The sequence below is a fragment of the Tildeniella sp. genome (assembly GCF_059505325.1).
In genome coordinates this window covers 301,641-316,968 of record NZ_JCACKI010000066.1, presented here as the reverse complement: position 1 = coordinate 316,968, position 15,328 = coordinate 301,641, and the positions used below count along the sequence as shown (strand labels likewise).

9 protein-coding genes are annotated in these 15,328 nt (G+C 50.2%); 5 read left to right on the top strand and 4 right to left on the bottom strand.

Annotated features, from left to right (window positions below):
- Positions 1-670 precede the first annotated feature (670 nt).
- From AC5JO6_RS24515 to AC5JO6_RS24500, 4 genes are all read left to right on the top strand, one after another.
- A complete protein-coding gene (locus tag AC5JO6_RS24515; RefSeq protein ID WP_496083661.1) occupies positions 671-3,838 on the top strand; it encodes a GAF domain-containing protein in 3,168 nt (1,055 codons plus the stop codon).
- Positions 3,839-4,691: 853 nt separating this feature from the next.
- Complete coding sequence (locus tag AC5JO6_RS24510) at positions 4,692-4,925, top strand: Nif11-like leader peptide family natural product precursor (RefSeq protein WP_496083660.1); 234 nt, start codon at positions 4,692-4,694, stop codon at positions 4,923-4,925.
- Between the two features lie 267 nt (positions 4,926-5,192).
- The gene (locus AC5JO6_RS24505) at positions 5,193-5,450 is read left to right on the top strand and encodes a hypothetical protein (RefSeq protein WP_496083659.1); all 258 of its coding nucleotides are present in this window, start codon (positions 5,193-5,195) and stop codon (positions 5,448-5,450) included.
- Positions 5,451-5,677: 227 nt separating this feature from the next.
- Positions 5,678-7,759, top strand: a complete 2,082-nt coding sequence (locus AC5JO6_RS24500; RefSeq protein WP_496083658.1) for an FG-GAP repeat domain-containing protein — start codon at positions 5,678-5,680, stop codon at positions 7,757-7,759.
- 287 nt (positions 7,760-8,046) lie between these two features.
- Here AC5JO6_RS24500 and AC5JO6_RS24495 read toward each other — a convergent pair whose 3' ends face one another.
- The 3 genes from AC5JO6_RS24495 to AC5JO6_RS24485 are packed head-to-tail and all read right to left on the bottom strand — an operon-like array spanning position 8,047 to position 11,208.
- On the bottom strand, positions 8,047-9,801 hold the full coding sequence (locus AC5JO6_RS24495) for a sensor histidine kinase (RefSeq protein ID WP_496083657.1): 1,755 nt from the start codon (positions 9,799-9,801) through the stop codon (positions 8,047-8,049).
- Between the two features lie 4 nt (positions 9,802-9,805).
- A complete protein-coding gene (locus AC5JO6_RS24490) occupies positions 9,806-10,378 on the bottom strand; it encodes a chemotaxis protein CheB (RefSeq protein ID WP_496083656.1) in 573 nt (190 codons plus the stop codon).
- The gene (locus tag AC5JO6_RS24485; RefSeq protein WP_496083655.1) at positions 10,378-11,208 is read right to left on the bottom strand and encodes a CheR family methyltransferase; all 831 of its coding nucleotides are present in this window, start codon (positions 11,206-11,208) and stop codon (positions 10,378-10,380) included. The genes AC5JO6_RS24490 and AC5JO6_RS24485 overlap by 1 nt, the downstream gene beginning before the upstream one ends.
- A gap of 109 nt (positions 11,209-11,317) precedes the next feature.
- On the opposite strand from AC5JO6_RS24485, the gene AC5JO6_RS24480 reads away from it, so the two are divergent.
- Positions 11,318-11,632: a hypothetical protein gene (locus AC5JO6_RS24480; protein ID WP_496083654.1), complete on the top strand. Its 315-nt coding sequence runs from the start codon at positions 11,318-11,320 to the stop codon at positions 11,630-11,632.
- A 24-nt stretch (positions 11,633-11,656) separates the two neighbouring features.
- Here the strand turns inward: AC5JO6_RS24480 and AC5JO6_RS24475 are convergent, their stop codons facing one another.
- Positions 11,657-15,328, bottom strand: a complete 3,672-nt coding sequence (locus AC5JO6_RS24475; RefSeq protein WP_496083653.1) for a response regulator — start codon at positions 15,326-15,328, stop codon at positions 11,657-11,659.

Below are 15,328 nucleotides of genomic sequence, written 5' to 3'. Positions count from 1 at the left end.
TTTCCTGATTTTGCTACCTTTCCTCCCCTTCACAATGGACAAAGTCGAGCTTAGCTATTGTAGCTTTAGCCAAACCAAATCTGCGGGTCAATCAGGAGTCTGGTGATTTGCGTAAATTTTTTGCATAAATTTTCGACCAAGCTCTTTTCGGCTCTTTGAAGAACCGGGTCGAAAACCATAAAAGCCAAGTATTTTCGCGAAGAGCTGGGCACAATAGTAAGAGCTAGCTCACGCGCCTAGCGTTTCCTGGAGGCATCTGCTTTTGGGGGCATCGATAGACACATATAGCGATCCTATTTGAATGATGAGAATGATGCTGGTATGAGCAGTCGGCGGTCAGCGGTCAGCGGTCAGCGGTCAATAAAAAGCTAGTTGCTGGTCGCTAAATGATTAAGTCTTGCTTCCAAATGGCTTGTTACAAATGATTTAGGACTGCTGTAGTCGTATAGTCATGCCTAAAAGCGCTAAGCAAAATGAATCAGGTACAGGTAACAGAGACTTCTTGAGACCGTCAGGGGTCTGAGCCATGCCTGGTGCTTTAAGAGTGTGAGCCTCTAAAGCGCTAACCTCTTACTCAAACCGATTCGACAGAATGGTTTTTTGCGATCGCTCAGCTTAGCGACCATTGCACTGTAGGAGAGGTTGCCACTATGAGAATACTGTGAGAACCATGCTGGAACTGCTCAAAAATCTGCTTTCGCCCAGTGGATACATGCCTCATGGACAATGCTATCTCTGGCAAACGCCGTTGGTGGGGTTGCACGTTGTCAGCAATGCGCTGATTGCGATCGCTTACTTTTCCATTCCAGCCATGCTGGTCTACTTCATCCAAAAGCGCAAAGACATTCCGTTCTCCTTTGTCTTTGCCATGTTTGGAGCCTTCATTGTGCTCTGCGGCACCGGGCATCTGCTAGATATTTGGACACTGTGGCATCCTGCTTACTGGCTGTCAGGCGGTGTGCATGCGCTGACGGCTTTAGTCTCTTGCTACACCGCATTGCAGCTTGTGAACCTGTTACCCCAGTTTCTAGCACTCAAGACACCCGACGAACTTGAAGTGCTTAACGAAAAATTGCAGCTTGAGATTATCGAACGGCGGCGGGCAGAAGACACACTGCGCAATATTGTAGCTGGTACGGCTGCTGCCACTGGCAAAGACTTCTTTCCGGCGCTGGTCAAGCATCTGGCGATCGCGCTGGAGGTGCCCTATGTCATGGTGACAGAAGTACTAGGCGACCCACCCGATCGGCTCAAAACACTAGCTGTCTGGTCAAGCCAAAAATTGGCGGAGAATGTCACCTTCCCACTGGCAAACAACCCGTGTGAGGTCGTGATTCAAGAGGCTCAACGATGCTACTACCCCGACACACTGCAAGTCCGCTTCCCAAAGTCGTCTGTGATCAAAGCAATGCAGGCGAAGAGCTACTTTGGAGTGCCCTTAATGAGTGCAACGGGGCATGTCATTGGTCATTTGTGCCTGCTCAACACTCAACCACTAGCGGTAGATGAAACCAAAGCTGCCATTGTGAATGTGTTTGCTGCTCGCGCTGCGGCTGAGCTTGAACGTCAATGGGCAGAGCAAGCCCGCAGCGATGCGTATGAAGCATTGGAATTTCGAGTCGAAGAACGGACAACGGCACTCATTGAGATCAATACGGCACTCGAAACCGAAATTCAGGAGCGGATTGCGGCAGATGCAGAACTACAACGCATGGCAGAACGGGAACGTGCCACTACGAGCGTCATTCTGCGGATGCGACAGAGCTTAGATCTAAACGATATTTTTAGTACGACAACGGTGGAACTGCGGCAAGCGATGCGATGCGATCGTGCTCTCATCTACCGCTTTAACCCAGACTGGAGCGGCAATGTGGTTGCTGAATCGGTGGCAGCAGACTGGAACGCGATCGTGCCGTTTCGCCTTGACGATCCAGAACTCGCAAAGGTAGCTGTTGATCAGTCAGACTGTATTATCAAGCGGCTTGATGGCAATGAGGTCGTGATTCAAGACACGTACCTGCAAGCAAACGAAGGCGGACTCTACCGTGAGAAAACAAACTATTGCTGTGTGCCAGACATTTACGCAGCAGGTTTTAATGCGTGCTACATCGAACTGCTTGAATCGCTACAAGCACGCGCCTATGTTACCGTCCCAATCTTTTGTGGTACCCAACTCTGGGGCTTGCTAGCAGCCTACCAGAACGCTACTCCTCGCCAGTGGCAAGAGGCAGAAATCCGGGTTGTCTCTCAAATCAGCAGCCAGCTAGGGGTCGCGGTACAGCAAGCCGAATTGTTTGCCCAAACGCAGCAGCAGGCAGCCGCATTGCAACAAGCTAAAGAGCTTGCTGATCGTGCTAACCAGGCAAAAAGTGAGTTTTTGGCAAACATGAGCCATGAGTTACGGACTCCCTTAAATGCAGTGCTGGGCTTCTCTCAACTCATGGCGTGTGATTCATCGCTGACACAGACTCAACAAGAGCATCTTCACATCATCAACCGTAGTGGTGAGCACCTGCTTAAGTTGATTAACGACGTGTTAGAAATGTCTAAAATTGAGGCAGGACGTATCTCTCTAGACGTTGAGCGCTTCAATCTTCACACTCTTTTGAACAATTTAGAGGAAATGCTGCGGCTGCGAGCCGAAACTAAAAACCTACAGTTTACGATCGCATGTTCCAATGATGTGCCCCCATTAATCACCGCCGATGAAGGTAAACTCCAACAAATTTTGATTAACCTCTTAGGCAACGCGATCAAATTCACTCAACGGGGTAGCGTCACCTTAAGGCTTTCAAAAGCGATCGAACCAAACTCTTCCAGCAACGAACTACACCTCGAACCAGCGCCCTCTGAGCCACAAATAATGTTGTACTTTGAGGTGGAAGACACGGGCGCGGGGATAGCGTTAGCTGAGCAGCAAAAACTCTTTAAGCCATTTCAGCAAACTCGAACAGGCTTGATTTCGGCAGAAGGTACCGGGTTGGGGCTGGCTATCAGTCAGAAATTTGTGCAGTTAATGGGTGGCGAAATCACATTTACAAGCCAACAGGATCAAGGCAGTCTGTTCTCTTTCGCTATCCCAGTTGGTTACCTGCCGTCGATCGCCACTCCCGCGCTGCGACCAAGCACCCAAGCAGTCATCGGGCTAGTGCCCAACCAAGCGATTTACCGGATTCTGATTGCCGAAGACAACGCAACTAACCGCTATTTGCTTGCACAAATCTTGGATCTACCAGGCTTAGAACTAAAAGAAGTGGACAACGGGCTAGAGGCGATCGCGCTTTGTAAAGCATGGCAGCCACACCTGATTTTGATGGATATGCGTATGCCCGTGCTGAACGGCATCGAAGCAACACGGCAGATCAAAGCTGATGCTCAGACTAAAGACACGATCATCATCGCGCTGACAGCCAGTGCGTTTGAAGAACAGCGGCAGGCATTTCTTGCCGTTGGTTGTGATGATTTTCTCAGCAAACCCTTTCAGCGGCGCACATTGTTTACCAAAATTAGTCAACATTTGGGTGTGCAGTATCTTTACGAAGCGACCGATCGCGCACAGTCAAATCATCACGATCAACGTCATCAGCACACACCTCAACTCGATAAAACTGCTTTGCAAGCCACTTTGACTGAGCTGCCAGAAGCATGGAAAATACAGCTACATCAGGCGGCTTTGGAATGTAGCGACTCACGGGTGCTTGAACTGTTGCAGCAAATACCGCCTGCACACTCAGCTTTAAAAGAGGTTCTGGTTGAACTGGTTGAAGGCTTTCAGTTTGACCAAGTTTTGACACTGCTTGCCACACCTGAAAGTATGCTCGACGAAGCTGAACATTAAGGCATTTCAACCTCAGAGGTTGTTTGAAAAGTGTCTGGCGGTTAAAACCGCGACTACGTAAACAAAGTCCGCCTGCGCGGACTACCGAAACGTGAAGGCTTGGGAACCTGCGAAGGCAGGTTTTGTCCGTGTAGCCGCGACTTCAGTCGCCAGGGCTACAAGAACCTGGATTTTTAAAACATCCTCTCAGACTAACCTTCAAACTGGCGCTATTCTGATGCTTGTGATTAAAGCAGAAGGCAGGAGGCAGAAGGCAGAAGGAAAGCGCTGTGCTCTTTAACTTCTGCCCTCTGCCTTTTTACGACTGTACTTCACTGGATTAGGAACCGCTATAAACGGTCAACGATCAGCTTTTTTGCTGATTGTTAACTGCTAAATGAGGCAGTCTTGCTCACAAAAGATCTAGGACTGCTATAGCAAACTGGTATTAATTGCTGCTCGACCAACAATTTCTAATTTAATTGATTGATGTAAACATGCCCACTTTAGATAGGTACAAAGGGGAGCATGTCACCTTTGCGCCCTCACCCTTTTCTTGTATGCCGTAGGCTTTAAGCCCTCTCCCTGTGGGAGAGGGACTTTGAATCTTGCTCCCTTCTCCTTGGGGAGAAGGGCTGGGGATGAGGGCAAAGGCAGCAACTTACGAAAGTAACATGCTCCCGTACAAAGTCTGTCTGCAACTTAAAACGGCTAGTAGATTGTTAAAGGTATCTATGATTTTCTTAAGCGCTTTAGATGAGGCTACCCTTTAATTCCCCTGCACCGTCTTGCTAGTACGGGTGGCATTTAGGGCAATATAACGATAAGGACGATCGTGAAGTTGGGTGGAAATGCTACAGCAGGAGGTTCAAGGATGTCTACAGAAAGCGCGAATCGATTTCTTGAAGCGATCGCCTACGACGAAACGTTACGCGATCGGTTTGAAGGTGTAACGAATCCAGATGACTTCGTGAGAATCACGGAGCAGTTAGGCTATAGCTTTAGCACAGACGAACTGATGGCGATCGCAAAAGAGCAAAGCCAGGGAGTCATTGTCAGGAGACATACAGGCGTATGGAAATGGCTTCGCACCATTAGTTGGGTTTAAATAAGCAGGAATCGAGCCATAAAGCACTGAGCTTGGAGTCATACCCACACCTTGATGTGTGCTGCTGCTATAGCAAGTGCAAGCAAACGCAGCTGATCGATTGATTGACATTCTACTCTTTACCGTGTAAATTAATTGACAGACTACCGCACAGTGCCATCAGTAAAGTGCCAGTTAAGCTGGACTGTGCTACGGCTAACTAGCATTGCTATCAGTAAACAATACTCGGTAGTCAAGATCACATTTATGTCATCCTGGATTAGCTCTATGCCTGAAAATTTTTTGCTTTCTGCCAGCAACGCGTCTGATTTTACAGCCAGTAAGAAGTCTAGAGACCAAACGTCCGATCGTGAGTCGTTGAGAATTTTAGTGATTGGCTCTCGTCAAGGCGTGACTGGTACGATTCAAACTTTGCATCGCCTGCGGTTTGCTGAAGTGCGTGAATGGAGTCCCTTGTTACCGGGACCTAACCCCGGTGAAGTGATGAGCATTCTCGCTCGCTCTATCGCCCAGTACGGTGAATAAATGGATACATCTGTTTGAGCCGATACTGAGTTAGCTTCGGTGGCGTTTTTGCTTGCGCGTGTGATCCGGATACGAGCCATCGGTAGGCATAGCACTCTTTACAGAGTTGTCGATCGCCTTCACACAACTTTTACTCTAGACCAAAATAGCGCTCCAACTCAGACATTCTTGAAGGGTGAGGAATCAAAACGGTATAAAATAAGACCATAAATCTTCTTGGTTGCCCAATGTTCGTCGATTGCGACAATCATGCCTCTGACATTGCCTCACGCGCGGGTCAAAACTCAGCGGCAGCGCTGTTAACGTCAAGCCAGCCTCTAAATTTGAGCCGTCCTGCCCCTATCTTAAGTGCGCCGAACTTCAGCAATACCACTATTTCTGGGGCGAGTGCTGCCACAGCACCTGAATCGTCGCAAGATCTGGTGTCTGCTTTGCCGCTTGAGGCTCCAGCAGTGCGCCCTCTGAAGGTGGGAGCAGATTTTAATAGTGATGGTCAGACGGATTTGCTGTGGCGCAATTACGCGACTGGTCAAAACGAAGTCTGGCTGATGAATGGTGCGACTCGTGTTTCGACTGTCGCGCTAATGTCAGTTGGCGATCCCAATTGGCGTATGGAGGGGGCAAATGACTTCACGGGTGACGGTAAAACCGACATCATCTGGCGCAACTATGCCACTGGGCAGAATGTGACGTGGGTCATGGACGGTACGGTGCTGCGATCGAGCGTTTCTCTCACAGCGATCGCAGACTTAAACTGGCAAATTCAAGGCACTGTAGATTTCACAGGCGATGGGAAACCCGATCTGCTCTGGCGCAACTACGCCACCGGGCAGAATATCGTCTGGGCAATGAACGGCACAACAATGGGCAGCACAGTGTCTTTGCCAACCGCAGCCGGAACAAACCTTAGAATTCAAGCAGCAGCAGACTTCAACCGCGACGGTAAGCCAGAGATTCTGTGGCGCAATATCCTTTCAGGTGAAAACTTTATCTGGTCGTTGAGCGGCACCACGATCGCGAGCACCACTTTTTTGCCGTCTGTAAGCGACTCAAATTGGCAAATTCGGGGCACTGGCGATAGCAATGGCGACGGCAAAACAGACATTCTCTGGCGTAACAGCGCGACTGGAGAGAATGTTGCCTGGATCATGGATGATCTTAAAGACACCAGCCAGCGGCTCAATCTGTCACCTATGAGCAACTTAAACTGGCAGATTGGGCTACAGGATACGTTTATCGCTCCCAGTACAGTGCAGATTAGCGATCGCACCTTTAATGGTCAAGAAGGCAATACCGGGACGTTTGAAGTCCAGCTAACGCAAGCTCCTGCTAACAACGTGACTCTAACGTTCTCGTCCGGTAGCTTTGTGGTGGTTGATGCTGATGGCATCGTTAGCAACGGTACGCAAAACACGCTGACGTTTACCCCCCAAAACTGGAAAACCGTGCGTACAGTATCGTTCATTGCCGAAGATGACAATTCCAGCAGCGATCGCTTACTCGGCAACACCGTTGGCTACACACTGAGTGGCGGTTTGACGGGCAGCGCTGTGTACGACCTGGGTAAGGTGACCAACACTTATGCGCCTGATTCTACCCGCTTCAACATTGATTTAGATTTCCGCAACGACTCAATCGGCTTTTGGACATCTCAGCAGCGGGCGATCGCTCAAAAAGCCGCTGACGACTGGGCAACGCGAATTGCCAACGAATGGACTGATTTTCAGCTCAATAGCGCGATTAATAGACTGGATGCTAACTCCACTCGTTCTTACAGCTTTACCAGCAAACGGTATGTAGATGATCTCCTTATTTTTCTGAATCCCTATCAAGGTAACGCTGGGCTAGAAGCCGCAAACGGCGGACCCGATTATGAGTTTGGTGGTTGGATTTCTTCTCCAGATCTCATGCCACGAGTCGGGCAGGTTGCCATTAATGCCGATAGCTTCTCTGCTGCCAACGACCCTACAGGTTGGCTACTCTATCAGGTCGTGACGCACGAAATTGGGCATGTGCTGGGTCTGGTTGGGTTGAACTGGATTGGCTACAACCTGGTGGATCGTTCAACCCCTCAAACGGCTGTTTTCAAGGGAGAATACACCAGAGCAGCCAATGGAGGTAGCTATATGCCTCTACAATCCCAGGACGGAGCCAACCCTGTAACGGGCACCTATGACTACGCGCATCCTGCTAACAGCGTGCAGTCAATCTTGTCTTATGAGTGGCTCTACCGTCTGTATGCCCCTACGACAGTAGACTATGCCCTGCTCGCCGATAGTGGCTACCGCGTTGATGGGTTTAACGCGTAACGGTAGGCTGCTCTAACAACGTGTTGCCGAGTAATACCATTTCCCTAAACTGTAGCGACAGATTCAATCTTTGGCTGGCGGTCAGCGGTCAGCGGTCAGCGGTCAGCGGTCAGCGGTCAGCAGTCAGCAGCAAGAATGGATCTGTAGGGCAATTTTGTAGAATTGGTATAAACGTAGGAAGATACGACAGCAGTCATCCCTTGACGCAACACCGCTGGTGCCCAAGCAACGATTGTGCCAAAGACAGTAGATGCCAAAGACAGTAGATGCCAAAGACAGTAAGCCACTCAAAAAAGTACACGTGGAGTCGTACTTGGAGCTGACACTGCATTGCCCTCAGACTGTAGCTGTGAGGACATTAACGTTGCTTCACCAGCGTTGAGGGGCATATTGCTAGTCTCGTTGGTTTGTATACCGTGCGTTGCACTACCGTTCAGCTCAGCCTTTGTGTCTAGAAGGGGCAAGGTTACGATAAATGTGGCACCTTGATCCACACCTGCACTTTCTGCTTGTACATTGCCTTTGTGCTGTTCAACGAGGTGGCGAACGATCGCCAGACCAAGCCCCAGACCGCTTTGAGGACGACTGGTAGTACTATCTGCCTGCCGAAAGCGATCGAAGACATGCGGCAAAAAATCTGGGCTAATGCCACTGCCCGTATCGCTGATTCTGATTTGGGCAGAGCGTATATCAGGCTGTTCCGTTGCTGAGAGCGATCGTTCTTGAGCCAGCGATAGTTGCACTGTCATGCGACCATTAGTCGGCGTAAACTTAATCGCGTTGGTCAACAGATTCCACACCACTTGTTGCAAACGGATAGAATCGCCCCAAATCTCACCAACGGCTGGATCAAGCAACGACTCTAGCTGAATGGCTTTCACTTCAAGCATCGGGCGGACAGACTCGATCGCCGCTTCCACTACTGTCACCAGATTCAACACCTGGCATTTGAGTCGTAGTTTGCCGCGCACAATCTGAGAAACATCAAGAATATCGTCGATTAATTGTGCCTGTGCCAGAGCGTTACGTTCAATCGTCTCTAACGCGCGGACGATCGTCTCCTCATCTAACTGGCGCGATCGCAGCAGGCGAGACCAGCCCAGCATGGAGTTGAGCGGTGTCCGAAGTTCATGCGACAGCACAGCAAGGAATTCGTCTTTCATGCGATTGGCAGCTTCTGCTTCTCGCCGAGCCGTTTGCTCACAAAAAACCTGAGCGCGGGCTTCTTCTGCCTGCTTACGCTCGGTGAGGTCTTCCACGGTGCCAACATAGCCAGTCAGTTCACACAAGTCAGAAAACAGCGGCGAGGAGCGGGCATAGACCCAGCGCACAGTGCCATCACGATGCTGAAACCGATGCTCAGTGGCATATTCAGTTGCCTGCCCATTGATATAAGCCTGCCACGCTTGGACAACGCGATCGCGATCGTCGGCATGGATGCGTCTGACCCAACCGTTACCCAAGCTCTCTGAGAGTGTCAAATCGCCGATCGCCTGAAAGTGTGGATTGGTGTAAGTACAAGCGCCAGTTGTATCGTGCATAAAAATGCCGACGGGTGCATAGGCGCTAAGGGAACGAAACCGCTCTTCACTGTCGCTCAGTTCGGCATTAATTGCCGCAAGCTGGGCTGCCTGTGCCTTAACCGCTTCCGTTTTTTTGAATAAATCGACAAAAACCGTCACTTTAGAGGTCAGAATACTCGCATCGATCGGCTTCAGCAAATAATCAACCGCGCCTAACGAGTAACCTTTGAACATGAGCTGTTCGCTGGTACTAAAAGCGGTGAGAAAAATGATGGGGGTTTGGCGCGATCGCTCTCGATTGCGGATCAGTGTTGCTGTTTCAAAGCCATCCATACCCGGCATCTGCACATCTAGCAAGATGACAGCAAAATCCTGGTTCAGCAAACATCGCAGTGCTTCTTGCCCAGAGTTTGCCCGCACCAGATTTTCACCCAGACTGCCCAGAATCGCTTCCAGCGCCAGCAGGTTTTCGGGATAGTCATCCACTAGAAGGATGTTGACTTGAGACGACAACGTCATACCACTAACTCCGCACACGGGATAACAAATTGACTAAGTAGGGCGCAATCTCTGCTAACGGCAAGACGGCATCGACCGCTGTGGCTGCGATCGCGGCTTGGGGCATGATGCCCGTTTCAGCCGTTGCCGGGTCTTGAACGATCGCCACTCCCCCACACGCTTTGATGCGCGCCAGCCCGTTAGTGCCATCACGATTTGCCCCCGTTAAGATGACACCGATCGCACGATTAGCATAGGCATCCGCCGCTGACTCAAACAACACATCAATAGAGGGACGTGCAAAACAAACTGGTTCGTCAACCGAGAGCGTCATGTATCCTCGTTCTACAAGCAAGTGATAGTCGGCTGGAGCTACGTAGACATGTCCCGGCAGCAACTCGTCTTTATCTTCTGCTTCGAGCACGGGTAACGTTGTGTACTGCTGCATGTATCTACTCATCAGGTTGCCAGATTCTTTATGCCGATGTTGTACAACAGCGATCGCTACGGGAAAGGGTTCTACTAAACTTTCAAGCAGCACTCTAAGCGCCGATAAGCCACCCAAAGAGGTGCCAACGACAACCAGTTCAAAGGGCATTAGTCCAACCTCCGATAGAGCCGTTCCCCCTTCGCAATTTCTTCATAACATGGTTCGTAAGGCGATAGCTTCAGTGATTCTCGTTGTCCCAATCCCAGCACACCAAACGAACAGAGACTATCGTAAAACAGTTGATGTACCCGTTGTTGCAACGTGCGGTTGAAATAAATCAAAACGTTACGACAAAGGATGACATTGAACTCGTTAAACGAACTGTCAGTCGCTAAATTGTGTTGCGAAAAGACGATGTTTTCTCTCAGCGAAGCACGAAAAATCGCATTGCCGTACCCAGCAGTGTAGTATTCGGAGAACGATCGCATACCGCCCGCCTTTAAGTAAAGCTGCGTGTACTCTTGCATGAGTTCAATCGCATAAATGCCCTGTTTTGCCTTTTGTAAAACTAGCTCATTCGTATCCGTTGCGTAGATGCGACAGCGGTGATACAATCCCTCTTCTTGTAGCAAAATTGCCATCGAATAAACCTCTTGCCCCGTCGAACAGCCTGCGTGCCAGATGCGAATAAACGGGTAGGTGCGTAGCAGCGGGACAATCGTTTTTCTAAAGGACACAAAGAAACCAGGGTCACGAAACATAGAGGTGACGTTTACCGTTAGCCCCAGTAAGAACCGTTCCAAGCAGGCGACATCATGCAGAAGGCGATCTTGCAGGGCTGAAATAGTGGTGAGTCCTTCTGCCGCTAAGATTTTGCGAACACGCCGCCTCACTGATGACGGTGCATAGTCTCGAAAGTCAAAGCCGTAGTACCGATAAACGCCCTCTAGAAGCAACTGCACCTCAATATCTTCTAAATTAGGATTGAATGGAGTCATTGGTTAAGGGCAAAATTATTGACTCCAAAGCTGTAGCCTTTTGGGGTTCACTGCTTAAGACTTACTGCTTAAGACAGATTTATAGCCATGTCAACCGACCATAGCAGTTTTGGCTCTGCCTTCAGCACTATCTAAAGGTAGACGATGGCTAGGCAAATGTTTTACTATAGCAACATTTTCTGACGACTGTTTCAGCCGTAAGCAGGATGAACGTGGTGTAGCGATTGAGGTTGCTGGTAAAGCGGCTCAAAGCCACGCGATCGCTTCCTACAACCATGCGCGAGCAGCCGAGGCAACAGGGTCACGGCAGGAGTTGGCTCAAGCTGCATTTGAACACGCCAAAGAAAATAACGAAAAGATCAAAGCCACAGAAATTGATGGAGAAGTGGTAAAAAGTCGAAGCAGCAACCAGCAAAAACGCTAGAGTGTTTGCCAGTCAAATGGTTGGTTAGCTGTAGAGCCATACCCGTAGCAGCGATAGAAGCTGTTCGGTATCAACAGGTTTAGTGATGTAGTCTGATGCGCCTGCTTCCAGGCATTTTTCCCGATCGCCCTGCATTGCCTTTGCCGTAAGCGCGATGATGGGTAGCGATCGAAAGGATTCGATCCGACGAATGGCTTGCGTCGTTTCATAGCCATCCAGTTCTGGCATCATCACATCCATCAAGACGACATCAATATCAGGATGATTTTGGAGTGCTGCGATGCCGTCAACGCCATTCTCGGCATACGACACCTGCATCTGGTAGCGCTCTAAAAGACTGGTGAGCGCAAAAATATTGCGGACATCATCATCGACAATCAGCACTTTTTTATGTGCCAGCACCGGATCACTCTGGTGCAATTGCTCCAAAATTTGCCGTTTCGACTCTGGCAGTGCTGCCTGCACACGATGTAAAAAGAGAGCGGTTTCGTCAAGCAGGCGTTCGGGCGATCGCACATCTTTGACAATGATGGTTTCTGCCAGTCGTCTGAGCTGCGTTTCTTGCTGCTGCGTTAGCTCTCTACCTGTGTAGACAATGATGGGCAAGCGTGCAAACTGCTGCTGCTGTTTAATTTGCTCGATCAAGTCAAAGCCAGACATATCAGGCAAGCCTAGATCCAGCACCACGCAATCAAAGAGGCTCGATTGCAGCGCCCTTAGCGCTTCGGCTCCCGTCCCAACAACGCTTGTAGACACATCCCCATTGCCAATCAGCGCTCGAATGCTTTGTGCCTGCACGGGATCATCTTCCACCACCAGCAGGTTCTTCACCTGGCGTTCCACAAAGCCTTTGATATCCATTAGCGCTTGTGTGAGTGCTTCTGGCGAGATGGGCTTTTGCAGGTAGGCGATCGCGCCCAACTGTAAGCTGCGCTGCTGCTCATCATCCACCGAGAGAATGTGGACGGGAATGTGGCGCGTCTCTGGATTATGCTTCAGCCGATCGAGCACTGTCCAGCCATCCATATCGGGCAGACGCAGATCGAGCATAATGGCGGCAGGCTTAAACGTTTGTGCCAGGACTAATCCTGGCTGACTACGAAGCGAAGCCAACACCTTAAAACCCTGCTGTCGCGCCATATCCATCAAAATGCGCACAAAGTGAACATCATCTTCAATGATCAGCAACACACGATCGCCCGGTTGAATCAGGGCGCGATCGTCATCCACTTCATTAGGAGGTGAGGGGTGAGGAGTGTAGCCTGCTTCCGCTTCGCGGTGGAGTGAGGAGTGAGAAGGAAGGGGTGTTTTTGAGATCGTTCTCATAGCTGACGGCTGATCGCTGACGGCTGATCGCCCTCCCCTTTCCCCTCTCCCCTCACTCCTCACCTCGATCGGCAGCACCAGCGTAAACGTACTGCCCTGTCCGGGTTGACTGGTTAATTCAATGCGCCCACCCAACAGTTGAGCGAGTTCGCGGCTGATTGATAAGCCCAGTCCAGTACCGCCATATTTGCGACTGGTGGTGCCATCTGCCTGCTGAAACGCTTCAAAAATGACTGCCTGCTTATCAGGCGCAATACCAACGCCTGTATCGGTGACAGCGAAGGTAAGCATAGAGACTGAATCTGCTGCCAATAGAGGTGGGCGATCGCTCGGCGCAATTTGCACTGTGACACTGCCACGCTCTGTAAACTTGAAGGCGTTTGATAAGAGGTTTTTCAGAATTTGCTGGAGGCGTTTTGGGTCGGTCAGCATCGCTGGAGGTAAGTTTGGGGCAAGTTCAACGTGAAAGTCCAGCCCTGCATCTTGAGCCACTTGCTGAAACGTCCGCTCTAAAAATTGTTGCAAGTCAACAAACCGTAGCGCCTCAATGTCTAGCGAGACCGTGCCCGATTCAATTTTTGCTAGATCGAGGATTTCGTTGATGAGTTCGAGCAGATCACTACCCGCGGCGTGAATGGTGCGGCTGTACTCCACCTGTTTATCTGTCAGGTTACCCTCGCCGTTCTCACTTAGCAGACGTGCCAGAATCAGCAAACTGTTGAGCGGTGTTCGCAATTCGTGCGACATATTGGCGAGAAACTCAGATTTGTAGCGAGAGCTGAGGGTGAGCTGTGCGGCTTTTTCTTCGATCGCCTGTCTTGCCAGCTCAATGGCTTGATTTTTCTGTTCGCCTTCTTGCTTTTGCTCTGCTAACAGTTGCGCCTTTTCTTCCAACTCTTCGTTTAGCTGCTGCAACTCCTCGTTGTTTTGCAGCATTTCCTCCTGCTGTTCCTTCAGTTGCGCTTCCGATGTTTGCAGCATTTCGGTTTGTTCTTCTAGCAAGCGGTTGCTTTCTTGAAGTTCGTCTTGCTGCTGCTGGAGTTCTTCGGTTAGCGTTTGAGCTTCTTGCAACAGTTCGTTCGTCCGCAGATCAGTGGCGATCGTATTGAGTACTGCGCCAATGCTTTCGCTCACCTCCTCTAACAGCATCAGTTGAACCTCGTTAAACCGCTGTAGCGACGCTAATTCCATCACTCCAGTAACCGCTTGCTCAAACAGGATGGGCAAGACCACGATGTTGATGGGTGGTGTTTCGCCTAAGCCAGAGGCAATACGGATGTAGTCGCTGGGTACGTTGGTCAGTAAAATACGCTGTTTCTCCAGGGCGCACTGCCCTACGAGTCCTTCACCCAAACGAAACTGGTTTGCCAAATGCTTACGTTCTTGATGAGCGTAGCTATTGAGCAGTTTTAGCAGCGGTGGATTAGTATCGGTGTCCATCAGGTAAAAAACGCCTTGCTGTGCGCCAACGAGGGGTGCCAGCTTGGAGAGAATCTGACGCGCTACGGCTTCTTGATCGCGCTGACCCTGAAGCATTCGACCGAAGTCTGCCAGGTTTGATTTGAGCCAGGTTTGCTCATCGTTGCGTTGATTGGTATCTCGCAGATTGGTAATCATCTGATTGAAGGTGCGCGTCAAGATGCCGATTTCATCCTGACGATCGCTCAGCGGCACAGTCACGTCCAAGTCGCCTTCTCCAACGCGATCGGCGACTTCTGAGATTTGACTGAGCGGTCGTGAAATGTGACGTGATAACGCCCAGCCAAGGAGAACCAACAGCAGCGAGTAGACGGGAATGCCATAGGTCACGCTATCGGTTGTTTGCTTGGCAGCAGTCGCGGCGGCTTGCGATCGCTGTTGCAGGAGCGATCGTTCCTCGCTTTCCATCTCTGCCAGCACCTTGCGGATGTCGTCCATGAACTGCTTGCCTCGGTCAGTCAGCACCACTTTCTGTGCGGCTTCAAACCCTCTCTGCTGGCGTAGCTCGATCGTCTGATTCAGTTCAGCCATTTTGGCGTTCACTAACGGTTCCAAAGCATCCAGCTTGCTCTGCTGCATCGGATTGTCTGCCGTCAGTTTTCGCAGCCCTCTGAGCTTGCCATCTAGAGTATCGATCGCTGCGTTGTAAGGCTGTAAGTACTCGTCTTTGCCTGTCAGCAGGTAGCCGCGCTGTCCCGTTTCAGCACTTTTGAGTTGAGACAGCAAATCTTTAAGCTCACCGATCACTTCATAGGTGTGAGATTCATGCTTAGCTGTTTCAATCAGTTGATTGGTGCTGCGGTAAGAGATTGCCGAGAGTACTGCAAAAAAGAGTAATCCAAGTGCAAAACTGGCTCCAATTTTGGAACCAATTTTCAAACGATTCAACAT